Origin of the sequence: Sulfuriferula multivorans, assembly GCF_003851125.1 — a bacterium.
In the GTDB taxonomy this organism is placed as follows: domain Bacteria; phylum Pseudomonadota; class Gammaproteobacteria; order Burkholderiales; family Sulfuriferulaceae; genus Sulfuriferula; species Sulfuriferula multivorans.
Window position 1 is genome coordinate 1 of sequence record NZ_BGOW01000018.1, and the last position, 26149, is coordinate 26149.

A 26149-nucleotide genomic window follows, 5' to 3' on the forward strand; every position below is an offset into this window, starting at 1 on the left:
TCGGGCTGTACTACTTTGCGTTTGGTCATGGTTTTCCTTTGGAGGTGGCAGTCTCCTGCCTAATGACCGTTTACACAAAATTATTTACACCCTCCCGGAACAAGCCCGGCGATCATATTGATCAGGGTCGACTTACCGCACCCGTTCGGGCCAAACACTGACACGATTTTACCTTTCGGTATGTCGAGGTCGAAATTCTCGTACAATGGGACGCCAGCAAAATATTTAGTTAGACCCCGCAGCGTGATATGCGTGCCAGATGGCCCTGGCACGAAAGGTTTGAACTCTTCGATTCGGTCGGCAAGCTTCATTGCTATTTCCCATTCCAGTGCACGACGAATTTCTCTAGAATCAGGAAGAGCACATTGAGTGCATAGCCTAATATTCCTGTGGCGAGAATCGATGCATACATATCCTTCACATTCAGAACCTGCTGGGCATCGATAATACGATGACCCAGTCCGTTTTCTGAGCCAATGAACATCTCGGCCACAATCACGATCACAAGCGCCATGCTCACACCGCTACGCAAGCCTACGAAAGTCTGCGACAAGCTCTCCCAAATCAGCACATCGCGGAAAATCTGTAACCTTGTTGCGCCCATTACTTTCGCTGCCATTACTCTCTGCTTGCGCGCATTCATCACACCATAGGCGCTGTTGAAAAGGATCACGAGTACCGCTGCGAATGCGGCGATTGCGATTTTGTTAATGTCAGTCACGCCAAAAATCATCATAAAAAGCGGAATCAGCGCGGACGAAGGCGTCGAGCGAAAAAAATCGATGAGAAATTCCACGCTACGGTAGCCACGCTCGTTGCTGCCCAACAGGATACCGGCCGGTACACCGACCGCAGTCGCTATTAGGAACGATTCCAGTGTGCGGGCGAGCGTCGCGAAGAAATCATGCGGCAATGAGCCATTCGTGATCGCATCGCGCAGAGCAGTCAACGCCGCCCATGGGCTCGGCAGCAGCACTGGGTTTACCAGATGCAGTTCGACCACACCGTACCAGAGCATGAACAGCACGATTGGACCGATCGCCGGCAGGAGGCGGCCGGGATCGAGCAGATAACGCTGACGGGATGGCTCGAACATGGATCAACTCTTGTAAAGTAGCGGCTCGACTAGTACGCGCGCGGAAAATATTTTCTTGTCCGAGAACAGATCGAAAAATTTCTGGAACATTTTTATATCGTATTTCGTGAACTCGTTGTATAGCGTGTACTCAGCGAGTGGCACCTCAGCAGTGAGTGGGCCCTCGATCGCTGTGTAACCTTTCAGGTATTGCCGCGCGTCGGCCGGCTGCTTGCGTACATACTCGATGCCGCGCGCATATGCAGCAATATATTGCTTCGTGACATCCGGATACTTCTTGATGAATGCTGTGGAGAGCGATGCCGATCCACCGAACCAAGGCGCCAACGGATCGCCGAGGATATACTTCGCGATCACGCCGGCCTCGAGCACACGCGTAGTGCCTGTGAGCCGGCCCACAGTGCCCGTCGGCTCGAGCGTGTAAGCTGCGTCGATCTGACCGACGGCGACTGCTGCGACATGCTGACCTATCGGCAGCTCAATAACCTGCGCGTCGGTCACGCCATTTTTCTCGAGGACGGCCTTCGCGAGCGTGACGTTCTGGATTCCAGGACCTGATCCGACGCGTTTACCTTTGAGTTCGGAGATCGCCTTGATCGGACTTGCTGTCGCGACGATGAACTCGTCCAGCACGTATTTCGCGTTGCTCGGATTCGACGCGAAAATCTTCAGCAAACCAGGCGACGCCAACTCCCCCACCGCCAGTGCTGCCGACGCAGTGCCGTTCGCACTACCATCCACGCGTCCAGCGATCATGCCTTCGACGATCTGGGGTGGCCCCGCGAATTTGATTCCTTCGACATCGAGTCCGGCATCGCGGAAGAATCCACGCTCGATAGCGACATAAAACGGCAAGCCCGCTGCGATCGGCCAGTAACCAACGCGGATTTTCGGCTTCGCCTGCGCGAGAGCGGGAGATATGCCGCCAAGTGCCCAGAATGCGGCGAACGCACCACCAGCTCCGAGTAGCCTGCGCCGTACACGATCGACATTTGCATAGAGTTCAAGTTCTTTACTGCTCATGATCTTCCCCCACAAGTGATGGCCAGAAAAGTTTCAGTGCCTACAGAGAAAATGTCTACTGTTGAAACTCCATGTGACTGACATGGGCCGCGACAATGCGCCAACCGGCGTCCGTGCGCAGCCACGTATGGCTCATACGTCCTATTTTGTTTGAACCGGGCCGGTGAAATTCCGTGTTCGCAGTAGCGTAATCCTGACCAAAAGTGGTGATTACAGTGTTTTTCAGTTGCCGCGCATGGCCCGGAGTCGGGCGGCTACTGCGGAAAGCAGCGATCATCGGGTAGCCATATAAATTCTCTGTGATCCCGTATCGAAGAGTATGAGGACTGTCCCAGAACAGTTCATTCAGCACAGCCACGTCATTGCGATCAAGTGCCTGCTCGTATCTCCAGAATGCCTGGGTAACTTCTGCCAGAACCTCCGGTTTGTTAATCTCCATCACAGCTATGGGCTTTCGGTTCAGTGGGCAATCGGTGCGGATACCACACCTGCTGTCTCAAGTACTCGGGCAACCCGAAGACATATCTCCTCACGCCACGGCGCTGCCACGATTTGCACACCGATGGGCATTCTGCCTGTTCGGTGAACAGGAACCACTACTACAGGCAAGCCGATAAATGAGATCGGTTGAGTGTACATACCCATGTTAGGTCGAATCAGCATTTCTTTTCCTCCGACAACCATGGTTTCCTGTCCGATAGGGGTAGCACTGCGGGGCGTCGCCGGGAGCAAGATGACGTCCACATCTTGAAATAGCGCCATGACTTGCATGTAATACCAGCGGCGAAAACGCTGAGCTTGTATATACCAGGCCACAGGGAGCAAAGCGCCGGCGAGAAGGCGGTCGCGGGTCTTGGGATCGAAGTCAGCGCCTTGCTGCTTCAGCCGCCCCAGATGCAGGTTACCTCCCTCGGAGGCGGTGATGATAAAGGCGGCAGCCCGTGCTCTAGCTGCCTCGGGCAGGGTAATGCGGCAGGTCGAGCCCAGCGTTCGGGCGACCATCGAAACGGCTTCGATCGCCTCGGGTTCTGCATCATTTTCAAAATAATCTCCTGCCACGGCCACACGCAATCCGTAGATCCCTGCATTCAGGTTCGGAATCGAAGGTTCCGGCTGTCTTTGCCGGCAAGCTGGATCTTCCGGGTCCGGCCCCTGGAGGAGGTCGTAAACCAGCGCCAAGTCCTCGACAGTTCGGGCAAACGGGCCAACATGGTCCAAGCTGCCGACGAAAGGAAAGGCACCCGCCCGGCTGAGCCTGCCATAGGTGGGCTTGAGGCCAAAAATACCCGAGAGGGAAGATGGAACGCGAATCGAGCCGTTCGTATCCGATCCCAAGGTGATCGGGACCATTCCGGCTGCAACGGCTGCTGCCGACCCACCCGACGAACCACCCGCGATGAGCCTTGTGTCGTGGGGATTGGCGGTCGCTCCGTAGTGACTATTCTCAGTGGTGAAACCGTAGGCATACTCATCCATGTTCAAGGTGCCGACCAATACTGCACCGGCCGCTCGCAGTTTCCGCACAAGCATGGCGTCCGTCACTGCAGGCGGCTCGGAGGCATTAATTTTAGAACCCGCGAGGGTAGGCAACCCCTGCACATCGAAGAGATTTTTCACTGCATAGGGCACACCAGCGAGCGGACCAGGATCCTGGCCGGCGGCGATCCGTTGGTCGACAGCGGCCGCCTCCGCAAGCGCTCTGTCACGCGTGATTTGCGTAAAACAATTGATCTTATCGTTTCCCATTTCAATTTGCGTGATTGCTGCTCGCACCACATCAGCAGCACTAGTCTGGCCGCTACGTACGCTGCGTGCGGTGTCTACAGCATTATGGGATGCGTAGTTCATAGCGCGAACACTGGGGCGATTTCAACGTCATCGGGTAAATCGAACGCCATTACGAGTTCAGCCATTTCCTCGACTCGCAGGAGTGTGGCGACGACCTGCGCATGGCGTTCCGGGTCTAATGAGATGCCGTTGGCCGCGGCTGCCTGGGTAACGAAAGTAGCCATATCAAGAAGATCGCGTTGCATAAATAAAACCTCATGCGTTTCGGTTGTTTTGGAGACCTCTGATGCGAACCTCTGAGCATTTGTACTTCCTGGTTCATACAGAAATATTCAACATTGCATACATCAAGCAATGTCTGTGCCATTGAATTATGCTAAAGACATAATCCAGCAGCCCATGCGCGACACGCGATGAAACGCTGCCAAACAAGCATCAGACGATCAGTAAGTAAAAATGGACATTACAGAAAGGCAACAGAACGGGGCAATCAACTGAGCACCTGCCAAATATTGGTGCATGGAAATTTGAGATGACCATAGCCTAGGCGCGTGAAAATTGTGCACCTATATCTTATTTATCGAAGGCTTGGGGGAATTTCCTGGCAAAAGATTTACGGCGTGCCAATTGGGTGAGAGTAAGCGTCTTGGCAAATTCTTCGCTGCGCAGAATATGCATACGAAGCTCTATCTTCGCTTTTTCCGCATTCCGCTGAAGCAGATGCTGAATAATCGCATAGTGTTCACGATAGGTGCGGCCTATGCGGTCATAATCAGTAAAGTCCATCCTTCTGATGATGCGAATGCGATTGTTGATGTCGCACAGATAGTTCACCAGGACGCGGTTGCCACTCCCGCGGGCAATGGCCAGATGAAAGTCTTCGTCCTTCTCGTCCATGCTACCAAGTCCGGATTCGATCGCCGACAACTTTTCCGGATTCCATATTTGGGCGAGTTCTTCCAACTCCTTGGTCGTCATCATAATGCAGGCGGTATCTATAGCCAGCATTTCAAGTGTGATGCGAACCCTGTAGTACTCAGACAACTCTTCAATATCCAGATCCCGGATAAAGCAACCCTGCTTCGGTCGAACGGAAAGAAAGCCCTCGACCTCGAGTTTTTGCAAAGCCTCCCGAATCGGAGTGCGACTCACACCAAACAGATCGGCAAGTTCGGTTTCTGTCACCCGGGTTCCAGGATAGAGCTCGAAAGAAAGGATCATTTCCCTAATGCGATGGTAGACATCTCTTGCGCCCAAACGGGGCGACGCAATTTCAGGCTCCGTATTCTCGCCATTTCCGCTGGAGACGGCCTTACTCATTGGAATCCTCCTGTGATTTCAGCTTACCGCATAATTCAAAACCTTCAGTTTGCCTAACCAAAAAACTTTCTCGGCCTCGGCAAGGAAAGAGGCCTCGATAGAATTACGTGCAAGACTAATTATATCTTCTCGCGACAAATCCAAGGCTTGCTGGACTGCGAGGTAATTGTCCACAATATAAGCACCGAAATACGCAGGGTCATCTGAGTTAACCGTGACGCATAAGTCACGCTGGAGCAATCGTTTGAGATTATGTTCCTCCATGCTCTTGAAGATAGCCAACTTGATATTGGACGCTGGACACACCGTAAGCGGCATACGTTCCTGCGCCAAACGTTCACACAGCGCATCATCAACTTCACAGCCTACTCCATGATCAATGCGCGACACCTTCAAATTATCCAGTGCTTCCCAAATATACAATGGCGGGCCTTCTTCACCAGCATGCGCCACCGTTAAAAAATTCTCAGTACGCGCACGATTAAAAACCTGGGTGAACTTGGAGGGAGGGTGACCATCCTCACTGGAATCAAGACCCACAGCGCAAATATAATCGCGGTAAGGTAGTAACGCTTCCAAAGTCTGCATAGCAGCTTCCGCGCTTAAATGCCGCAAAAAACAGGGGATAAGACGATAGGTCATGCCGTACTCGCGTTCGGCACCCTCAAGAGCCCTGGTGATTCCATCGAAAACTACAGATAGTGAAACTCCTCTTTCCATATGGCTTTGCGGATCAAAAAATATTTCAACGTGCACAACGCCATCCGTATGTGCTCGCTGAAGATACGCATGTGTAAGCTGGTAAAAATCATCTTCATCCTGCAGCACCTGCACCCCCTGATAATAAATATCTAGAAAGGATTGCAGGCTTGAAAAGCTGTAAGCACCTCGCAACGCGTCTACGTCTCTATAAGGTAGCTGAATGCCATGTTTTCGGGCTAACTGAAAAGCCATTTCTGGCTCCAACGTCCCTTCAATATGCAAATGTAATTCTGCCTTGGGCAGAGAGCGGATGAATCCTCTATTTTCAAGTTCAGACAAAGTCATATTTTTACAGTTTCTAAAAACCGGATGGATAAAGTTTTCCATCCGTCAAGTGCCTACATTGAGTCGTAAACTACTTTGGAATAGAACCTTCGACACCTTGAACGTAGAAATTTAAGGACATCAACTCTTTCAGCGGCATTACTGCGCCGGTGGCTACTTTCACAATTCCGGCTTGATCTTTAATCGGGCCTGCAAAAGGCATAAGCTTACCGTCTATGATTGCCTGTTTTTTCTCATTAAACAACTTGGCAACAGCGGGAGGTACCGCTGAACTAAGCGGTGTCAAAACCACCATACCTTCTTTCATACCCCACAACGTGTCGGTAGGTTTCCAGGTACCAGCCAACACCTGTTTGACCGAGTCGGTGTAGTAACGCGACCAATTCAAAGTGCTCGCTACAAGCTGAGCCTTGGGTCCAAATTTGGCCATATCGGAGTCCCAGCCAAACGCATAGACCCCCTTTTCTTCTGCAGTCTGGATTACCGCAGGGGAATCGGTATTTTGACTGAGCACATCCGCCCCCTGAGCGATCATTGTTTCTGCTGCTTGACGCTCACGTGCAGGATCGTACCAGCTACTGACCCATATAACTTTGGTCTTGATCTTCGGATTCACGCTCTGCGCACCCAGAGTGTACGCATCAATATTACGGATCACCTCCGGAACAGGATAAGAACCGACAAAACCCAAGATATTGCTCTTGGTCATTTTGCCAGCTAGCACACCCAACATATAGGCACCTTCCCAAGAGCGTGCCTGATAAATAGCCACATTTTTGGCCATCTTGTAACCAGTTGCGTGAGCAAAGTCTGTATTGGGAAAAGACTGGGCTACCTTCAACGTAGGATTCATAAACCCGAAGGAAGTAGTAAAAATAATTTTGTTTCCATCGGCCGCCAGCTGCCTGATCACACGTTCTGCATCGGCACTCTCAGGCACATTTTCAACATAAGTCGTCTTGACTTTACCAGTCAGAGCTTTCTCCATAGCGATACGCCCTTGATCATGAGCGTAAGTCCAACCGGCATCCCCCACTGGGCCAACATAAACAAACCCTACTTTTAGAGGCGTATCAGCCGCATTGGCTACAGCGACTCCTGCTACAAAAGCAAACCCGGCTAACAACATCTTCAAATTAAAATTTGTCATCATTGTGCGAACCCTTCTATTTGTATGTTCAATGGTGCATACATCCTGATTTCATATCAAGAACCAACCCAACTGGAAGTCCACCGCTACTGTGGGCTGACCCAATGCAAGCAACGCATAACAGATAATCAGAATCAGACCTCTTTAAAATATTTTGACAAGTTTGCTTCCTTTTTCATTGTGACACTCCCATAACCATGATTAATTGATAGAGGCTCAACATAAATTGCGACTACACGGATTAGTCTGAATACGCCAACAAAACACATCTGAGAGTCAAAAATAGGCTCAAAATAAACACCAAAGTTGAATCCAAGTAATCAGACTTTTGGGTACAACGCAAACGTCATGCCAAAATTCCAGATCAAAATAAATCAATGGGTTGCATGAACAGCTCTTTCTGGAAATATTGCTGATTCAGCTTCTATGCGCCATAACGTAGCCCAATGCAGGCCAGACTGCACGATAATAGTGCATACGATTTAAATTGTATTGAGCCTCGGCAGGCAAAATATTTTGTATACGCTGGATTGCCTATGAACACCTTTTTCCAGCAAGTGACTCTGAAAATCCGCATATAAGCCAATCTCATCTAGAAGCAAGGTGTTGTATTGATTAGTGACCGAGAATGGTTTTACGAGCAGCAGGACGCTAATGGCGCTGCCAGCCTGGACGAAATGCGCCAAATGCTAACGGGGAAGATCTTGAGCAAGAAAAGTGATCCGTATCGCTATTTACCAGTCAACGCATCGCGCAGCATGGACATAAAACGCAAAGCTGGTAACGGCAGTGGACGACCTTTCAGTTGCGCGACGCTCAACGACTGCCTAGCCAGGCTGCGATCTTCTATATGACGGGCAATCAATCCGTCCTTGACCTGATCGAGTTCAGCCCCGATCTGGATTTGGAATGTGACCGCATCATTCGAGCGAACAAAATTGCGTAGCATTTCAAAAGAATTCGACTCCAGTACGATCTTGGGTTTAAGAGAGCTGTGCGCGAAATAGTTTTCCAGCAGTATCCGGCCACCCAGCGTGCTATCCGGCAGGGCGAGCGGGTATCGCAGACAATCGCGCATTTTCACCGTATTGGCGTGGGCCAGCGGATGTTTCTCGGCCATCACCGCGCACAGACGCTGCTCGACCTCAAACTGTATGGCAATATCAGCGGACTTCGGGATGTTGTAGACCACGCCAAGATCGGTTTCGAATTCACGCAAAGCCTTGACGACTGAAGCATGGTCACAAATCTTGACCATAAACGAGACGCCGGGATTCACTTGCCGAAAGCGATTCATCACTTCCGGCAATACAGTAAAGGCCATGGCCTGGCTGGCCGCGACTGAAACCGTCCCTTTGCGTAATCCCTTCAAATTTTCAATCTCGCTACGTACTCGCTCGAAATCAGCACGCTGCGCACGCACATGATGAACAAAGATTTCACCGGCAGCCGTAAGGCGCATACCGCGGGCATGCCGTTCAAACAACTCGGCACCTAATTCCTCCTCAAGATCCTGTACACGGCGGTCCAGCGCAGACGGCGTAATGAAAAGGGATTCTGCCGCCTTGCGTATCGAGCCGACGCGGGCGATTTCATCGATATAACGAAAAATGCGCAAATAGGGAAGAGGCACAGCAATAGCCCTGGAGTGTTGCGAAAAAACGAACGGTACAGTGAAAATATAACACTGGATTCGAGGCGCTGATAACAATCATGATACTAGGCATCTACTGACATGACGCTTGGCCTTGGCGAACAGCTACTGATGCGGGATCAGGTCGATGTAATTATTGGCGACATCAATACCATACAGTTCACTACCAGGCAGATAATTTAGGAGCCACCTTGCAAAATGTAGGTGTGTACAAGATTTTATGCGGCGGGCCGGGCGACCTGACCGAAGCGCGATCGCTGATTGAATCCGGCCGCATTGATCCGGCCCACATCGTTGCCGTGCTCGGAAAAACAGAAGGCAACGGCTGCGTTAACGATTTTACACGCGAATACGCAACGCATGCTTGGTGCTCCCTGCTGGCGCCTTATCTTGGCGCATCGGCTGAACAGGTGGCGCAGCGTATCGCGTTCGTCATGTCAGGCGGCACCGAAGGTGTGCTATCACCGAATTTTACAATATTCACCCGCTCGCAACTGTCCAGCCAGCCTGCTCTGAACCAGAAACGGCTGGCGCTCGGCATCGGTTTCACGCGCAATTTCCTGCCTGAAGAAATCGGTACGACGGTCCAGATTGAGGAAACCGCACGTGCGGTGCAGGCAGCGATGGCTGATGCGGGGATCGTTGACGTCGCAGACGTACATTTCGTTCAGATCAAGTGCCCGTTGCTAACCTCAGCCAAGATCACCGACGCGCTGGCGCGCGGCATGTCTCCAGTCACACACGACAGCTACGAATCAATGGGGATTTCACGCGCCGCTTCTGCGCTCGGTGTTGCGCTGGCTTTGAACGAAGTAGACGCCGTAGCGCTGACCAACGACATGATCGGTCGCGACTGGGCACACTACTCCAGTGTCGCCTCGACCTCCGCCGGGATCGAGCTCGACAGCAACGTTATTATCCTGATGGGCATGAGCAACTCTGCAATCAGTCCGTACGTGATTGATCACGGCGTGATGGTCGATGCGATCGACACCGACAATATCAGAGCCTGTCTATCTGGCCGGATGGGATTCGATATGGAGAGCGGGCGCGAAGCTATCAGCGAACGCGTGGTCAATATTTTCGCCAAGGCTGAAGCCGCCCCTGATGGCAAAATAAGAGGTGTACGGCATACCATGCTGAATGACTCCGATATCAATTCGACCCGACATGCGCGCGCTGCAGTCAGCGCAGTTCTCGCGTCTGTGACCGGACAAACTGCGATTTATGTATCGGGCGGTGCCGAGCATCAAGGCCCCCCGGGCGGCGGACCGTTCGCCATCATTGCCCGTATTTGAACCGGTCTGCCTCTACTAACTGACACCGGGCGATATCATCAAGCGTAGTTGTTTGTCAGCCAAGGCGTATCGCCTGTCGAAAATAGAGCAATAGGAGAGCCGTGTGCCATCTAAATCCATCCAGGTCGACTGGCTGCTCGCGCATCCGGGTAAGCAAACGGAACAACGCGGCGCGGAAATTCTCGTAGACTCGGGAAGCATTGCCAGCGTCATAGCGCTGAGGCCAGTCGGCAACGGCCTGATTGCACTGCCTGGCCTGACTAACGCGCACGACCATGCGCGCGCATTCCGTACCAGTGCACTGGGGGCGTTCGACAAGCCGCTCGAATCATGGCTGTTCTACCTCGGCATCATTCCCGGAGTAGATGCCTACCGGGCTGCAGCCACTTCGCTGGGACGCTCGGCACTGCACGGTGTGGGCCGCATCATGATGCATTACACACGCCCGCAGGGACTCACCGATCCGGTCAGTGAAGCACGCGCAGTGGCTCGTGCCGCGCGCGACGTTGGCGTTCATGCCGGTTTTGCGGTAGCCATGCGCGATCGCCACTCTGTCACATATGCAGACACAGCATCGACGCTGAATCAGCTTCCTGTGGAAATTCGTGCAGCGGTCAAGTCGCGGCTGGATGCATCTCCGCTGCCGCCACACGAGCAACTCGCTCTTGCCGATGAGATTGCTCAAGCCTGCCACGGTCCCGGCTTCAACGTACAGTACGGGCCGACTGGCGTGCAATGGTGCTCGCCCGAACTGCTGTCGCTGATTGCAGAGACATCTGCCCGCAATGGGCGCCAGATACATATGCATCTGCTTGAGACACGCTATCAGCGCGAATGGGCTGACCGTGCTTTTCCTGACGGTATCGTTGCGTATCTGCGCGACATCGGCCTGCTGGGTCCGAGGCTGACGCTTGCGCATTGCACTTATTGCCGGCCCGAAGAATTGGAACTGATTGCAGCCAGCGGGGCGACTATCGTGGTCAACACCAGCTCAAACCTGGGCCTGCGCTCCGGAATCGCACCGGTCGCAACCATGCTGGAGCACGGCTGCAAGGTCGCGATGGGGCTGGACGGACTGGCGCTCGATGAAGATGACGATGCGCTACGCGAACTGCGGCTGCTGTATCACCTGCACAAGGGTTGGGGCTATGAAACTACAGTTTCTGCTGCACACGCCTGGCAAATTGCCTGTCGGCATGGACGCTACGCAGTGAGCGGTATTACCGACAATGGCGGGATTGCCACCGGCGGATTGGCAGATCTGCTGATACTGGATGGACATGCATTGATGGACGATCGGATTTTCGACGATGTCGAGGTATTCGATTTCGTGCTGGCACGCGCCAGCGCGCAACACATCAGCAAAGTGATCGTGGCGGGCAACACAATTGTCGACAATGGGCGGCTGACCGGGATCGATTATCCGTCCATGATGAATGAACTGCTGGCAGAGTTGCGGGCAAATATCGACCCGCATGACACATGGCGCCGAACGGTGCAAGAGCTGGATCTGGCGCTCAAACCATTTTATTTACGCGGGCATCATCTGGGTTGCTGCTAGCTGTGTATTTTTCTATCGGGGCAACCAATGAAATCAATAACAATATTTTGCGGATCCAATTTCGGACGTGGCGACATTTATCGTCAAGCAGCCGAAGCACTCGGAAAAGTGCTCGCCTCGCGCCACATCACCATGATCTATGGCGGCTCGAATAAAGGGCTGATGGGTATAGTGGCCGATGCAGTACTCGCTTCCAGCGGCACCGTTCATGGTGTGATCACGCAGCGACTGGTAGACCGAGGCCATCAACACCCAAATCTTGAAACCATCGAAATCGTCAGCTCCATGCGTGAACGCAAAGCACGCATGGCCGAAATCGGCGACGCCTACATAGCACTACCGGGTGGCATAGGGACACTCGAAGAACTCTTTGAAGTTTGGGGAACTGCGCAATTGGAAGGCATCCAAAAACCGCTGGGGCTACTCAATGTCGGCGGTTTTTTCGATCCTTTAATCGGTATGATCCAGCGCATGATCGACGAACAATTCCTGCCCCCTGCGCAGCGTGACATGATCGTCGTAGAATCGAACTCCGTTGCACTGCTGGCCGCCTTTGAAAACTATAGACCCATTACAGTGCCAAAATGGCTTTGAAGTTTTTGTCTAATGAATGGGCTCTTTGAGAACTAATCTTACCACCGATAAACGTATCTCTAAACAAGGGTAAGCACTTTGACTAGGGTTGGTATCTATAATAAAAGGTTTGGTGACGTTACTGCTTCATGCGCGCAACGATGCACGAAATCGTACACAGGTTCAGGTACAGATTCTGTGCATACAAAGCACTAACAAAACACGAAGATTTACCCCTTGCCGAAATCACCCTGACCCCCTGCGGATTTTTTGCAGATCGGACGAGGGGATATGATTTTATTATAATGTTGGAGACCCCCCCTAGGCCATTTTTGTTTTCTCATGAAATCCCATAAATCGAGGCGTTTACCTTGGGCACACCGTCTGTGTTTTCTTGGTAGATTATTGCAGCAAACAGATGGTCATCAGTGGCTTGATCGGGGCACTTTGGCTCCGGCACACGAACGACAATCGCGCTTCGAGTTGGGCGTGGCGGAGACTAATTGTGGTCACTGACTCAGATGGGATTGCCCATCGCTTGCGCATGAAACAGTCGGGGAACCCGCAGCATAACGCGCGCTTTCGCTTGCTAAATGCTGCCTTTCGGTTGTCTGTGTGCCGGGACGTTTGGTGGTTTTCCCTCCCGCTGGGATGGCCCTTGCTCGCGCGCTTGAGGTAAGAAATAACGGGAGAGCAGTTCAAACGGAGCAGCTTGCGCGGTAGGCTACTACTGCTGCGGAATTGTTCAAAAGTTGCGGGTAGATTACGCACGGAACACCTGCGGCAGCGGTCGTATTCGATCGGTACAGGGCATCTATTTGCCGGTGGGATTGCCCCTGATGTTGCCTGTTCCGGTACGGTGATCCACACCCGATTGTGCGCAGTACTCCCTCTCCTTGCGGGTGAAACCGCACGCTGTTGACAGTCGACCCAGGCGTCTCCCGCTGCCTCGATTGCCCCCTTTACGCCCTGCTCCTCTCCTGCGTTCGGCACACACTGGCAGCGCCGGATGTACCTGAAAACTCCCCTCGAAATCCCCCGATACCTCCGGCACCGCAGTGCATAGTCGACACGGCGGACTGCTCTGCTAGCGCCCGAGAGTGGCCCCTCCGTACGTGGGTAGTGTCGCGCATTCCACTGCCCTTCGGTCAGTTACATGCGCTAATTTGTCTGCCTGGGGGTGTGGTTTTCCCCTCTGCTGTCGGCGAGATTGACTGCCGCGGTGACGGTGCGCGCCCTCCTCCGCCCGGGGAATTCTCGGGCGTAGGCACATACCAGAAAGCTGTTGGGGCGGGCGCTGCAGGGATCCCCGGGCGTTCGTGCTGGACCTGCGCAGCAGGGGAAGCACCGAGGTTACCCCGACGTTATCCGCACAAATCGAGGTCGAGGGTGGGGCCTGGGCACACCCGGGCGTGAGGGTACAGCCCCACCTTCCACTGCCCTACCGGCCTGTTCCAGGTGCGCTGATCGGGCGCCGTGGGGGTGGGCGCGGTAGCGGTTCTGGCGCTGGTTGGGGCCTCGGGCGTGGGCGGTTTTCGTGGCGGCCGAGGGTTCTCCGGCGTGGTTGGGCGTGGGTGGAATCACTACCGTAGGCTGATCATCTGGGCGCACTGGGCCCGCGTAGCGGGGTAAGCCGCCTGGGGTTCCCTCGGGCGTTTGGGGCACCCACGCTCTCCCAGTACGTAGTCGACACGGCGGGTCTGGGCGCTCAACCCCTGCTTCCGGAGTGATTATATCCGGCGTGCTGGACCCGCGTAGCGGGGGAAGCACTGGGGGCTCCCGCATGCACACAGTACGTAGTCGACAGGTCGTCACGGGGGCGCTCAAACCCCCTCCTGGTTCACCTGCTGGGGGGCGCTGGCCAACCCCCTGCTACCGCCGCCTTCCACCCGGGCTACCGCCCAGTTCCAGGCGCTACTTGGTGTGCTACGGCTGGCAGGATAATCCATTCCGCAGTCGGTTTCGGTGGGTGGATTAGCCCCGTTGGCGAGCTCTCAGGATAACCCGTGTCGTGGCATGGCGTGGGCGGGTCCCCTGCTCTTCTTGGCCGCATTTCGATGTGCGGTTTTTCGGGGGCATCTATTCTGACACGGGGGGGGTGCTGTGGTCGATTAACCGCAGCGAGCGATGAAGAGGTGGAGCCCTCGGGGCATTCGGGGTTGGGTAGCATGACAGACCGGGAGCTGACTGCGCGCGGGCGCAAACCGAGGGCGGTGGCGGACGGGATCGCGGTAGCTCCATTTAGCGCCCGAGGCACCGCAACTGCGGTGGTTTTGGCGAGGGGTAATGGATGGGGTCGGGGCGCTGAAGGCGGCTTCGGGGAAACTATGCAGTACGTAGTCGACATGGTGGGTCGTGGGCGAGAGACCGCAGTCAGCCGGCGGCCGAGGGACTGGCGGGAGCTGCAGGGGTCGGCGCGAGCCTTGGCGGAGGCCACCTTCCACCGGGCTACCGCCCAGTTCCAGGCGCTACGTGGATGCTCATTGACCGAGGTTTCTCCTGTTTTCTTGGCCGAATTCAGACACGGGTTTTCCGGGTAATCCTAGGTGCTGCGGTCAAGCAATCGCCGAGAGCGATGGTTGGGCGGAGCGCGCGGGGCGTTCGGGTTTGGGGGTCTTACCCAGGGCTTGAGTGGCTGCCGGCGAGCGCAAACCGGGGCCGGGGCAGACGGAATCGGTGCAGCTCAACTGGGCGCTCGATGCACCGCAACTGCGGCGGCGGGATGCGCAACTGCGGTAGTTTTTGCTGGGGTCGAGACTTGCCGCGGAGGTCAAATCCGGTGGGCGCGCTGTACCTGCGCAGCAGGGGAAGAACGGGGTTCCCCCTGACGTTCACGCGAGTGTTCCTCTTACCCCGGTACAGCGATACTTAGCGGTGCTGGCGGCAGGTGCGCCAGGATCCGCAGGAACAATACACATGAAGTTCAAAAGCGGGCCAGGGTGGTGGGAAGCGGATGGCGGGCGGTAGCTTTTTTCTTGCAGATCGCCGGGTAACCTCGGCACGATGCAATGCGCGAAGCACTACGTAGCGGCCGGCATCTGGCTTTTGTTGGCCGAATTTCGACGCGGGTGTTTGGGAGCAGAATGGTCACCTAGGTAAGGAGTACAACCAGAGCTTTTGGCTCGTTCCAGGTTTCAGTGATGCTAGTCCGTTTATTGCCTCGGGCCCACCGTCCGTACATCGGCTGCCACGAGGAAACGGAGCTACCGCCAATTTAGTAGGTAGTAGCTCAGTCTCTTGTAGGCGCCCAGAATGCTTATTTAGCTGAAGCCTTATGTCCAAGTATATGATCCGACCATATTTTTGTCTCATTTACGTCTCTTCTGCGCAGCTTCGGCAATCATCTGGGTGCGCTCGACAAGGGTGGGACGAGGGCTGGCGACAGGAGACGGGAATAGCATTTCTACCGCCCTAATTCTCCCCAACGTGCGCAAGATGACAATCAGGTTCTGAATACTTCCCGATCCGGTCAATTCGATTCGCTTATAGGTCCGTAGTGCTATCCCGGATTTTTCGGCCATTACTGCTTGTGAGAACCCCTGGCGGGTGCGCTCAGAGCGAATCCGAGAGGCCAGGAAGGAGCAAACGTCTTTATTTGTTCTTGAAGGTAAGTCCAAGCAAACTCTCCCGGCTATCCTTATGAATTCACGGTTAAACCACATATAAGTGCCAATTATGGCACCAAATATCACTACACCGTAATTAAATGTGGATAACTTTATAATTTCCTACATATACTGCGGTAGCAAAAGATGAATCCACCTCCTATTTGGTCGAGTAGGTGTAGGTGAAGTGGCACTAAGCCAGAAAGGACTGACCTATGAACACACCCAATTTGGGCGGTGCAAGTATATCCGCACGCGCTCGTACGCCCTCTCTAGACCTTGCAACCCTGAGCAGCTTATTGGCCGCCACTATCCCGGCCAATGCCAATGCTGCGCGCGCTGAGGGCTTCTCTCTGCTGCGGTTCGATGCCGAAGCTCAGCAGCTTCATGTGAACTTGCGTGGCGTGCTGAACCGTCTCTACCGGCAGCCGGGGAATCAAGCCACCATGAAGGCCGGCGATGAGAGCGGATTCCTGCGCGACATCGAATTCCCTCCAAAGTACTGTACCGCCAAGCTGGGAGGCAGGCTCCTGCCGGGGAGCGAGGCTGCCACGACCACAGGCATCAAGAAGCTGCAGGAAGCCATCTCTGCGGCAATTGACCAGGCCTGTTCGGACGCGGACCTCCGCTCTTTGGTGTCCCCGAATATTCAAACCTTGAGAGCCACGCTCGCCAAACACTTGCAAGTGAATGTCCCGGTTCCCCCGGCATCCGCGCACCTCACCGCTATCGGGTTTGCACCCCCCGGCAGGAAGGCGGCAGAACGTGAAAAAGACATTGCCCGTGTACTGACCGCAGTGGAGACCATCGAAGGCCGGGACTGGCTAGAGAAAATGCTGACAGGGGTGCGACGTAAATTCGCCTCCAATGATATCCAGGAAGAGGAAATCAACGGCGTTATTGATACCCTGCGTTCCCAGAGAAACCAGCCGGGCAGCCAAATTCGCCGCTTTCTGGAGTTTCTTGATGACGAAGCATTGTCCCGAGTGCGTTTACAGGTTACCTTCAGGCTAATGGCTGCGGTAGCCGCGCACAGCCGCCTGCCAGGGTTGAAGGCCTATGTTGAGCGCGTGAACGCCTGCTTTAACCTATTTGGCGGAGCGGCGGGCGAAGCTTTGCTTCTGGATGTGAGCAGCGTGTACGGCCAGCGCAATAGCAGCGACTTCGCCGAACATTTGCGTAAAGCTCTATTCTACCGGGCGCTGCCGGTCTGGCCAGAATGGTCGATACAGCTATTCGAAGCCCGCGTAGAGCCGGAAAACGGCTTCGCAACTACGCGCGAGGTATCCTACCGCTTTCGAATTAACGGCCAAAATCCAGAAACTGGTAAGAGTGCATATGCCAGCCGAATCGCGCGGCATGCCGAGCGACTGCTAAGCGAACCAAGTCCCAACGTACATGGGCAAAAAGCCCTCGCAGAGCTGGTGTTCCTTCGCCTGGTGGTGCCTGACTCCATGGAGGCGCAGACCCCGGAAAATCTCCTGGAAAAAGCACAGGCTATCGCGAAAGCACTCAAAGCCAAACCGGTTGAAGCGATTGAACAGCTAGTGGATTCTCTACGCCAGCGGGAAGCCGTGATGGACAAGCTGGCGTAGGAGCTGGTGCATGTGCTGCAATCCAAGTCGGCACAGCTTGTGGATGCGACCAACCGAACGGCGGATAAGCTGTATGTGTCGGTTCACAACAACATCATTGACTGGCCGGCGCTACTCTCCATGAGTTCGACCAGCACGGAAGTCCTGGTCTCAAACCCGCAGGGTGCCGAAAATATTGCATGGTTCGAACGACTGACCATCACGGACGAACCGGCTTCAGTCCCCGGGGCACTCGCCTCCTACTGGGTAGAAACCAGCCTGGTTGAACGCTCCATCATGCCCACCGGATCCACCACACAAGTACCGATGGTCCGGGACCTTGAAGCGCCTGCGCTACTGGTCAGGCTGATCCCGTTTCAATACGACAAAAGCGATGGCAGCTGGGGGGAGGAAGATACCACGTCCATGACATTTAATGCAGGTCCCGGGATCGATCTGGAATACGACATCAAAGCCCTGTCGCTGAGTCAGTCCAAGAAACACGACAAAGCAGACCTGGAACAAACCCGAGCCTCGGTCTGCGCGGCAGCAACCCTGGTCTCCTACTTAGTGTTGTGGGAGATCACGCGCCGGCTGAAACGGATGGAAGGCCTGCAGGCGCTCGCCATGGTCATGCTCCGCCTGCAACCCGGGGACCACCAGGCAAAATCGTCGGACGGCAATTCCGCCGTGTACGCTTTCGCGCATGCGATGGAGTACGCGCTAGCCCGCGAGCTGCCCGTAAAGATGCAGGGGTTCCATACTGGTGGCAGCGCCAGCACGCAGGTTTACCGTAAACGCGGTACCGTGGCCGCACTGGAAGGCGGATTTCCGCTGCACACCTCGACAGCCGGATCCCTGGACAAGGTTGCACTGCTTTCCTATGCCACCCGACCCTGCGATACGCACCCGCTGTATCCGGATGCCGATGGCTTCCTGTTTGTCTCGCGTACTTACTGTGCCGATCGCACTGGAGAAAAAGCCCAGGTGAGGCGGGATCGCATGCAATCGCGCCTGGTGGACACCCGAAAGGCATTTCGGGAGCCACAGCTGATCTTGGAGGAGATTGCGCGCCTACGCACAGCGGGTTACGAGCATATCGTGCTGCTATCCCATCACTTTGGAAATCGCCATATTGGCCGCGCAGCAGAACGGCATTCGCCCCACGGGACATTCGAGTTCCTGGAAGAAGCGGCCAAGCGCTTTCCAGACGTCTACCTCTATCCGTTGCGACGGGATGTGTTTCCAGCCACCCGCCTGCATAAGCGGCTCAACACGGAAAGCGGATTCGAGGTGCTGTCCTTTGCTGATCACCAGGCCATTTATGACGCACAGGTGAAAGACCTGTTGCGCAGCCTGATGCCGGTCTACACCTTTGCCACGCTTGCAGTGGTCGGGGAGAAAGGTCGTCCCCAGTCGGGATTCTGCACCTACTTTTTTGACAGTGACCAGCGCCTGACCAACTTCGAGTGGGCGGAAACGGTGCGCCAGAATATCCGGGGCTTTGGCGCCGGCAAAGGCGTCCGTGACTCCATTACCGGTTTGCTACGCACGCTGCATTACCTTGAGAGCGAAAAACTGGCCTCCAAGGATCAACTGCTGCCCGTCCTGGATCCCTTTGATTGGGCCACGCCCGTCACAACGGGATCCGCCGGAGAGCTGGAAATGCTAACCCGGCGCAACAAGGGTGCCGTGCTGCTGTCGTTCTCTGCCCTATTGGCCCACGTCACAAAGGTGCTGCATCGGGAGGCTGAGCATGAGTGAGCTGTCCTTTCAGCAGCAGTCGGTTCTGTGGGGCCAAGCCTATGAAGTGCTGGTCAAGCGCGGGGTGCTTGCGTGCCTGGCGGACAAGGGCTTGATCGATTTGAACAGCCCCGACCTGCTGCCTTGGCGAAAAACCCGGCTATCCACGCTCTATGGCGCCATGATTCAGCATCTGGGTATCCTGGACGAGACGGTAGTGGAACACGTCCGCTCCACCGCTCAGCACATAGCCGTCGTCGCCTACGGCTTAGGCTATACCGCCATGCGCGAGTATCTGCGTAAGCTGGAGCGCCCATTAGGCTTAAAGCAGCTCAGCGTTCGCGCGCTGTGGCGTCCCCTTACCTTGCCCGGCCCGCGGAATGTGCAGGCCGAACGAGCAGCTGCGTTGTCTGCCGTTCATACCTGCCTGGAACTGCCCGGCATCGTAGATCCCGTGCTCGGGGAGAAAGGCATGCCAGCCAACGCCGACTTTCTGCTTTGGCTCTCCGGAACCCATGCTGAAGACCACCTGCTGGTGCAGGAATATTCGTACGATATGCCCGGCGAGATCGGGGATTACCGGGAAGAAGAGGCACATTTGGCCGAACTGATGCGGTACCGCCGGCTGGTGGACTCGCGCGGAGTGTTCGCACGGGTTGCCGCAGAGGTGGACGAAGAGCATTTTGAGCTATCGGACGATATCAAAACCCATCTGGGCGCGTTGACCTCGGACAATAAACCCTTTTACAAACTTTGCCAGGGTTCGGCTTACGCTGAATCGGCGGTCAAGCTGCTTGACGCCAAAGGCTTACTCTCACGGCCGTGCGTGGTTCGAGCGCTGGCGATCACCCCCAATGGATTGGAGAGCTTGGCTGCGCGGTTTGTCCCAGGCGAAACAAAGGATCCCCGTTTTGCCCTGATGGAGCAACTCGGGTCCGCGTATCGCAATGTTAAGAAACTGGGTGACGGGGATGAAGCCGGCTTGGCCGCCGCGGTCGAGGGGGTGTTTAACGGGCTGTTCCGCCGCCTGCCCAAGGAACTGCATGCCGGCTTGAAAGCGCTTCGTGCAATGCCTCAACCGGGCGAGGACTACCTTCTCGAGTTTGAGGAGGAGGTCAAAGCATTTGCCAATCCAATGCAACTGTTCCCGATCACTGAGGCCTTGGCACTGGTGGACGAATCCCCCGACCTGGAAACTTATTTTGGGAAGCCGGCCAAGCAGGCAGTAGCCAACGCACTGGGAAGCAAAACAGAGGTTCCCCTGCGCGACTTGCATGCCGCTACCATTATTGCCGCGATGACGGCGGCGAAACAGGGGCGAATCAATACGATTGGCCTGGAAGGAAACCCGGGCATTGGCAAGACCACTGCGGTGACACGCTACCTGGGTGCACAGCAGACGGGCTACTTGTTGCTGTACGTCAGCCCCCGCGTGGTCATCAATCGGGATGTCACGGAAAAACTGGCGCGCAAGGATGGCGCTCCCACCGGCATTCTGACCGTGACCACCAACGCGCAATTGATTGCCTCCGCAGAACGGTGGCACCTTGGCGAGGTTAAGGCTGGCCGAGATGAGCGCCGCCATATCGATGGCGCGGTGGTGGTGGATGGGGTGGCAGACTTGGTTAAGCCGAGGGGTAGCGTGCTGATTCTTGATCCCGAGCAGGAGCGAGAAATCGAAGCCGCCCATGCCGGCTCCCGCCTCTCTAAAACCACTTTGTCCGAAAACGAGGACATCGTGCAAGAGCGCGCCCTGCTGGGGGTTCTCGCAGGCATGGCCCTGACCACCCGGGACCTGCTCGCGCTGAATCCCGGCGTGGAACGAACCGTGTTGACCGCAGCGCTGCAAGGGTTCCGCGATAAGGGGGGTGGCAAGACCACCATCCAGGCGCTGTCCCGGTTGTTCAAGAACCCGGCAGATCGCCGGGCCGGGGTAGAGGAAAGGCGCGCGTTCGCCAAACGAATGCCAGAGATCATCGTCATGGTGGACGAATTGGCCGGCGATGGTGCTGGGGCGCCGTTCGTGCACGCAGTCACCCAGTGGCTGGAGCAGGAGTTCATCGAACCCTTCGGCGATGAAGTCTCTCCCTTCAAGGTTGTGCTGGTGGTATCGGATGCCTCACTGGGCAACGAAGTCGTGCTGGATCGCTACCTGAATGCAGGCGATCGGACACCGGACAAGGTGTTGGTTTCCCGTTCCGAAGGCGTGCGACCCTTCCGGCTGACGACCACCAAGGTGCGACTGGGCAGTGGGCGCTATCCGATGCTACACGTAATGACCAACAGCTTCCCCGCCAGCTCCCTGTCCATCCAGTACAAGGTTAACTTGTCTGCAGTAAAGATCGAGGAAGACGACAAGGGCTTGCTGGAGACACCGCGGCGCGCGATCCGTCGTGTATCCGAGGAACTACTGGTCAATAAAGCAGTGGCTGAGGTGTTGCGCGCTGTTCAGGCTGGCTCTACCCAAGTGATCTACTTCGCCCAGAATAAGATATTTCTGCGAGAAATGCGCCGACTCTTGGCATTCGATAAAAACGCCGGGTTACACGACGATAACGTCGCCATTCTGGACTCCTCCGTACCCGGCTGGCGCCGCAAGCAGCTTCTGGAAGAAGCCACCCGGGATAGCATCAAGGTGTTCCTGATGACCTCGTCGGGGGCGCGAGGGGTGTCCTTTCCGAAGACGGATGTGATTATTGCGGCCATCCCGCGCTTCTCCATTGAAAGCTCGCTCATGGAGGTGGCCCAGCTGATTTACCGTGGGCGCGGCATGTACCGCGATGAAAACGGCGTGGAGCAGTCCGGCGACCACACCCCCCGAAAACTGGTGATGCTGATCGACGACTTTCTGGTGCATGAAGAGCAAATGGACAAGCGGCAGTGGCTGCGCCAATCCCTGGATCTGTTAACCCTGCTGGTGATGTTGCGCGCCACCATTTACACCCGCATCACCGGAGACGCGGGGCTGAAGCAGTCGCTGGCCTTGGTTCCGGTAGGTGCGGTTGGGTTAGAAGAGCTCATGGGCTTGATGAGCCAGTACGTTGTCGACTTTGTAAGCGAAGCCGAGACGTTTGTGCGCGGCAGCCCGAGCCAAGAACTGGCAGGGCTGGTATCGAATGCAAAAGAAAGCGTAATCGAGTTATTTTCGCGCTTTCGCCTGACAGCCACCGCGAGGAACAAAACGGATGGGTTTTCTTTTGTACGGGGTCAGGAGGCGAGTGAGTTTGTGCAGCAAACCTGTGCGCCTGTCGCCTGGCTACTACCGCATACGATGGGTAGGCCAATGGTGTCGGACCATGTATTTTTCTCCGGCCCGCTGCTGCTTGAGAACTGGTCACACTTTGATAAACGAGAGGTGTTTTCCTTCGAGGGGCATGTCACACAAGAAAAGCAGATGACGAGAAAGTTGTTCATGCAGCTGCGGGATATTGACCAGAACCGAGCGTTTCCAAGTGCCTTGCGCGTGCCTGCCGCCAACCTTTTTCGGTTGCTGGCACGTGAAAAACCGGATGCCGCCAATGAGTTCAGTACGATCAAGGAGCTTAAATCCCCCAACACCTGGATATCCATGCCGGCGGCTTATTCGCAATTTGTCACCCGAACCGGTGAGCAGGATGACCGTGTTAAACCTCTCTCTGAACCAGGCCTATGGCGTGAGGGATTGGGAGGGGCGTTATCCTCCAGTGCCGCCGTGATGCCCGCGATCCCTCGGTACGATGGGTTCCCTTGGGCGGCAGGGGTTGGCCAGACAAATCCTTTGAAGCTCGACTTGGTTTTCGATGACCGATATTTCATGGCATCCAGTGAGTTGAACCTGCTAAATACGTTGCTATTAGCTGACAGCCAGGATGGCTGAAATGCAAACCATAGTCCCAGCGATTAATAGATGTTAGCGAAAGGCTACTACTACGAATCATTTTTCCCTAAGAATACATTCGCGGTGGTATCGAAGATAACCAAGATGCTCCTCGGAGACATAACTCAGTCCCGTCAAGGCAGACAACCCTAGCTTGTTTCGAGTTTGCTCGCCCAGTGCATCGCACAGCAACATCAAACCGTCGTCAGCGAACGATATCCATCCCCCATCAAACAATGCGTCAAGGTGGGGGGCCAGCAGTAGGCCATTAAACACATCCAGGCGCTCTTCGTCACTGGCGCACACCGCCCAGGGTTTGATATGGGACGCCCGTAACAACTGCAACACATTCAGCCCTGTAACCGCACAACAGCCTTGCCAGTAGTCAATGAGTGCCTCACGGAACAGGTTCTGGCCGATGCGCTGCACCACCATACGCTCGGCCTCAGTCGTCTTGGGTAATTTCGCCGTAGCCTTGGTGAAGCGCTCCGCTACTCGGTTCGGCAGACTCCGTGCCAGCGCTGCATAGCGGCCGAGAACGCGATAAAAGCTTTGATAGTCCGGGCAGTGGAATTCCCAGGTGTTGGTGGCTGCCCCAGCGGCCCGCAGCAGCTCCTCCTTGGCCATGGCCGCCTGAAGCGAGCTATCGCTCGTCGAAAGGGTGATCGAAGTGTCCAGGTTTTGCCGTAGGCGGACAGCGACTGGATGCTGAGTGGATCGCCCCAGCAGCCAGCCATCCTCCAGTACTGGTGTAAGGTCAAATCCGTGGTCAGCCAGGGCTTTTTCCAGGCGGGTGTGCTCAAGCGGGTTCATTACGGGCCTCAGTCAGCCTGTCCACACAGCCGTTGATAGCCCGCGTGAATCACTCCGGCAATCAGTGGGCGCCTTGCATCAAGAAACGCCTGGTAACCCATATGCTGCCACCCTTGGGGCAGCGCATGCCAACGGCGCATTTGGTCCAATTCCTCGTCACTGAATCGCTTTGCGTACACCGGCCAGTACTTATCGGGCGCATCGTCGGATATGGCAATGTTGTCGTCCCACTCCACCAATGTGTAATTAGCGATCTGATTCGTCTCCCGAACCCCTTCGATACCAATCGTCTTAAGGTACTTTTTCGGGAACAGGTGATGCCGCTCCAGGGATTTTTTCTGCCCCTGCGCAGGTGGGTCTAGTAGGTCAGAAACCGGATTCTTGGAAAAGAGTGCCCGCGCGCCTAAAAGCGTTTGTGCCGCATAAAATCCGAACAGAGCGGGGCTACGCCCTGCCGCAGTCGCCAGGTCCATCGGGAGCGTTTTGGTCCAGTAATCATCGGTCAGGGTCGCCACTTCAACCTGGCTTAGCCGATCCAGAAACTGCTCGCCCGAAGTCACCTCTCGCAAGGCTGCCAGATCCATTTCCATTCTGGACTCGGGTGAGCTTGTATACCGCCCGGTCAGGAGCGACATAAACAACCAGCGGGCCACCGCATTCTTCAGGGCAAACCCCTCCACCTTGAATTCGGTTCGCCCAAGTAAATAAAGCTGGTAAGCGAAAACCAAAGCGTTGATGGAACTGATGTGCCGTTCATTGCGATAGCCCGCGCTGCGAACCACATTCAGAAAATCTGCCCAGTACGTCAGGTCAAGCACCCTCACCTGCGCCTGGCGCAGCAAGCTGAACTGACTATCGCGCTGCTGCTGGCTGAACTGCCCCGTGGCCAGATCCTTGCCGCGCAGGATGGAATACACATGCTCCAGCCGGGCACGCCGGAACGCCACGCCCACATCCACGCGCAGCAGATGGTCCGGGTCCGGTTGGAATATCTGGTTGAATGGGCTCGCCCGCCCTACCGGCGCGGGCCGTCTGGCATCACGGCAGAAGGCTTCGAGTTGCGAGCGGCCTTCGTCCCAGAACACCGACATCAGTGTCAGGATGAAGTCCGATTGATTGAGCTTTTTACCCTCGCTGTTGATGCGCACGAACACATCCGCCACCTGTTCCTCGGTACAGGTCTGCGACAGTTCCAGCGCGATGAACGGGAAGGTGGTCAGCCCAGACAGACGGCCAATGGCCTCCGCTACTCGCTCTTCCTCTTCTTCAGACACAGGCCGCGCCGCCGTTAGCCGCTTCAGATAATCACCAATCGTCTTGTGCGTGGGTTTGGCAAACAGCCCCGAGACATCGAGGATGAATTCTGGGTCGCGCTCGGTCGTCGCGTCCGGCACCTCAAACTTGCCGTCCTGTGGCCGGAATGCAATGCGGATGTGCTCGCGCTCAAAGTTCTCGCGTAGTACAGCCTCGCGGTGGATAACGGCATAGAGCGAAGTCAGACGCTGTTGCCCGTCAACGATCAGCAGTGATGGTGCCTTCTGCTTGTTGTCATCTCCAATGACCTTGGTATCCACGCCCTCGGCTCCGGTCTGCCAAAACAAGAAATACCCTACTGGATAGCCGCGATACATCGAATCGAACAGATCGCGAACCTTGGCATTCGACCACACGAAAGGCCGTTGGATGTCTGGCAGGCCAATTCGGCCCAAGCCGATATCGCCGATCAGATTGCCAAGGGTGTAATGGACCTCCTTGAATAGAGTGTCCATCATCTGTTGTCCCTTATTTGTATTTTAGAGTCAGCCCCTTTGCTCCTGTCAGGATGAGCATATCCCTGTCTAAGCAATTCCATGCCATCACTGTAGATACCCTCCACGTCATCAGGCTCTGTGACAAGAAAGCCAAACTCATCTCGAGCTTTTTGCCAGGGTCTCCTCTGAATGACAACCAGTTGAAGCTAGATAGTGTCGTCACGAGATAGCGAGCCAAAGCACCAAGCAGCGTATGCGGACTGCGGCCAGGAATGAGGAAGCGTTTTTAACGTAGCG

The 26149-nt window shown here is 55.4% G+C and carries 18 protein-coding genes; 6 read left to right on the forward strand and 12 right to left on the reverse strand.

What is annotated here, in order from left to right; genetic code table 11:
- Window positions 1–80 precede the first annotated feature (80 nt).
- The 10 genes from EI185_RS10800 to EI185_RS10845 form a co-directional block, all read right to left on the reverse strand.
- Window positions 81–311: an ATP-binding cassette domain-containing protein gene (locus EI185_RS10800; RefSeq protein WP_223247787.1), complete on the reverse strand. Its 231-nt coding sequence runs from the start codon at window positions 309–311 to the stop codon at window positions 81–83.
- A 2-nt stretch (window positions 312–313) separates the two neighbouring features.
- Window positions 314–1096: an ABC transporter permease gene (locus EI185_RS10805; protein WP_124705169.1), complete on the reverse strand. Its 783-nt coding sequence runs from the start codon at window positions 1094–1096 to the stop codon at window positions 314–316.
- Between the two features lie 3 nt (window positions 1097–1099).
- Window positions 1100–2119 (reverse strand): ABC transporter substrate-binding protein, encoded by a 1020-nt coding sequence (locus EI185_RS10810; protein WP_124705170.1) that lies wholly within the window; start codon window positions 2117–2119, stop codon window positions 1100–1102.
- Between the two features lie 55 nt (window positions 2120–2174).
- Window positions 2175–2558 carry an oxalurate catabolism protein HpxZ gene (gene hpxZ / locus EI185_RS10815; protein ID WP_124705171.1) on the reverse strand — a complete coding sequence of 128 codons (384 nt, stop codon included), beginning with the start codon at window positions 2556–2558 and terminating at the stop codon, window positions 2175–2177.
- A 20-nt stretch (window positions 2559–2578) separates the two neighbouring features.
- Window positions 2579–3967, reverse strand: a complete 1389-nt coding sequence (locus EI185_RS10820; protein WP_124705172.1) for an AtzE family amidohydrolase — start codon at window positions 3965–3967, stop codon at window positions 2579–2581.
- A complete protein-coding gene (locus EI185_RS10825) occupies window positions 3964–4152 on the reverse strand; it encodes a DUF4089 domain-containing protein (protein WP_124705173.1) in 189 nt (62 codons plus the stop codon). Before EI185_RS10825 ends, EI185_RS10820 begins: the two co-directional genes overlap by 4 nt.
- A gap of 328 nt (window positions 4153–4480) precedes the next feature.
- Window positions 4481–5227, reverse strand: coding sequence for a GntR family transcriptional regulator (locus tag EI185_RS10830; protein ID WP_124705174.1), 747 nt, complete (start codon window positions 5225–5227; stop codon window positions 4481–4483).
- An 18-nt stretch (window positions 5228–5245) separates the two neighbouring features.
- Window positions 5246–6316: an adenosine deaminase gene (locus EI185_RS10835; RefSeq protein ID WP_223247788.1), complete on the reverse strand. Its 1071-nt coding sequence runs from the start codon at window positions 6314–6316 to the stop codon at window positions 5246–5248.
- Between the two features lie 28 nt (window positions 6317–6344).
- Window positions 6345–7427 carry a BMP family ABC transporter substrate-binding protein gene (locus EI185_RS10840; protein WP_223247789.1) on the reverse strand — a complete coding sequence of 361 codons (1083 nt, stop codon included), beginning with the start codon at window positions 7425–7427 and terminating at the stop codon, window positions 6345–6347.
- Between the two features lie 727 nt (window positions 7428–8154).
- Window positions 8155–9042 carry a LysR family transcriptional regulator gene (locus tag EI185_RS10845; RefSeq protein ID WP_223247790.1) on the reverse strand — a complete coding sequence of 296 codons (888 nt, stop codon included), beginning with the start codon at window positions 9040–9042 and terminating at the stop codon, window positions 8155–8157.
- A 227-nt stretch (window positions 9043–9269) separates the two neighbouring features.
- Between EI185_RS10845 and atzD the strand changes: the two genes are divergently transcribed.
- The 6 genes from atzD to EI185_RS10875 all read left to right on the forward strand — a co-directional run bounded on the left by atzD (window position 9270) and on the right by EI185_RS10875 (window position 23288).
- On the forward strand, window positions 9270–10376 hold the full coding sequence (atzD, locus tag EI185_RS10850; RefSeq protein WP_124705175.1) for a cyanuric acid amidohydrolase: 1107 nt from the start codon (window positions 9270–9272) through the stop codon (window positions 10374–10376).
- Between the two features lie 103 nt (window positions 10377–10479).
- Window positions 10480–11937 (forward strand): amidohydrolase family protein, encoded by a 1458-nt coding sequence (locus EI185_RS10855; protein ID WP_223247791.1) that lies wholly within the window; start codon window positions 10480–10482, stop codon window positions 11935–11937.
- Between the two features lie 27 nt (window positions 11938–11964).
- Window positions 11965–12531 (forward strand): LOG family protein, encoded by a 567-nt coding sequence (locus EI185_RS10860; RefSeq protein WP_124705176.1) that lies wholly within the window; start codon window positions 11965–11967, stop codon window positions 12529–12531.
- Between the two features lie 3799 nt (window positions 12532–16330).
- Window positions 16331–17710 carry a hypothetical protein gene (locus EI185_RS10865; RefSeq protein WP_124705177.1) on the forward strand — a complete coding sequence of 460 codons (1380 nt, stop codon included), beginning with the start codon at window positions 16331–16333 and terminating at the stop codon, window positions 17708–17710.
- A 12-nt stretch (window positions 17711–17722) separates the two neighbouring features.
- Complete coding sequence (locus EI185_RS10870) at window positions 17723–19453, forward strand: hypothetical protein (RefSeq protein WP_124705178.1); 1731 nt, start codon at window positions 17723–17725, stop codon at window positions 19451–19453.
- Complete coding sequence (locus EI185_RS10875) at window positions 19446–23288, forward strand: helicase-related protein (RefSeq protein WP_124705179.1); 3843 nt, start codon at window positions 19446–19448, stop codon at window positions 23286–23288. The genes EI185_RS10870 and EI185_RS10875 overlap by 8 nt, the downstream gene beginning before the upstream one ends.
- Window positions 23289–23345: 57 nt before the next feature.
- Here EI185_RS10875 and EI185_RS10880 read toward each other — a convergent pair whose 3' ends face one another.
- Together EI185_RS10880 and EI185_RS10885 are read right to left on the reverse strand one after the other, a co-directional pair.
- The gene (locus tag EI185_RS10880) at window positions 23346–24101 is read right to left on the reverse strand and encodes an HNH endonuclease (protein WP_124705180.1); all 756 of its coding nucleotides are present in this window, start codon (window positions 24099–24101) and stop codon (window positions 23346–23348) included.
- A gap of 8 nt (window positions 24102–24109) precedes the next feature.
- Window positions 24110–25873: a GmrSD restriction endonuclease domain-containing protein gene (locus EI185_RS10885; RefSeq protein WP_124705181.1), complete on the reverse strand. Its 1764-nt coding sequence runs from the start codon at window positions 25871–25873 to the stop codon at window positions 24110–24112.
- Between the last annotated feature and the right edge of the window lie 276 nt (window positions 25874–26149).

What these genes read in the sequence shown, in the direction of transcription:
- EI185_RS10865 (WP_124705177.1), top strand. Translation starts at nt 16,331, where the DNA reads ATGAACACACCCAATTTGGGCGGTGCAAGTATATCCGCACGCGCTCGT.
- EI185_RS10840 (WP_223247789.1), bottom strand. Translation starts at nt 7,427, where the DNA reads ATGATGACAAATTTTAATTTGAAGATGTTGTTAGCCGGGTTTGCTTTT.
- EI185_RS10810 (WP_124705170.1), bottom strand. Translation starts at nt 2,119, where the DNA reads ATGAGCAGTAAAGAACTTGAACTCTATGCAAATGTCGATCGTGTACGG.
- EI185_RS10835 (WP_223247788.1), bottom strand. Translation starts at nt 6,316, where the DNA reads ATGGAAAACTTTATCCATCCGGTTTTTAGAAACTGTAAAAATATGACT.
- EI185_RS10830 (WP_124705174.1), bottom strand. Translation starts at nt 5,227, where the DNA reads ATGAGTAAGGCCGTCTCCAGCGGAAATGGCGAGAATACGGAGCCTGAA.
- EI185_RS10820 (WP_124705172.1), bottom strand. Translation starts at nt 3,967, where the DNA reads ATGAACTACGCATCCCATAATGCTGTAGACACCGCACGCAGCGTACGT.
- EI185_RS10860 (WP_124705176.1), top strand. Translation starts at nt 11,965, where the DNA reads ATGAAATCAATAACAATATTTTGCGGATCCAATTTCGGACGTGGCGAC.
- hpxZ (WP_124705171.1), bottom strand. Translation starts at nt 2,558, where the DNA reads ATGGAGATTAACAAACCGGAGGTTCTGGCAGAAGTTACCCAGGCATTC.
- EI185_RS10875 (WP_124705179.1), top strand. Translation starts at nt 19,446, where the DNA reads ATGAGTGAGCTGTCCTTTCAGCAGCAGTCGGTTCTGTGGGGCCAAGCC.
- EI185_RS10825 (WP_124705173.1), bottom strand. Translation starts at nt 4,152, where the DNA reads ATGCAACGCGATCTTCTTGATATGGCTACTTTCGTTACCCAGGCAGCC.
- EI185_RS10885 (WP_124705181.1), bottom strand. Translation starts at nt 25,873, where the DNA reads ATGATGGACACTCTATTCAAGGAGGTCCATTACACCCTTGGCAATCTG.
- EI185_RS10800 (WP_223247787.1), bottom strand. Translation starts at nt 311, where the DNA reads ATGAAGCTTGCCGACCGAATCGAAGAGTTCAAACCTTTCGTGCCAGGG.
- EI185_RS10880 (WP_124705180.1), bottom strand. Translation starts at nt 24,101, where the DNA reads ATGAACCCGCTTGAGCACACCCGCCTGGAAAAAGCCCTGGCTGACCAC.
- EI185_RS10805 (WP_124705169.1), bottom strand. Translation starts at nt 1,096, where the DNA reads ATGTTCGAGCCATCCCGTCAGCGTTATCTGCTCGATCCCGGCCGCCTC.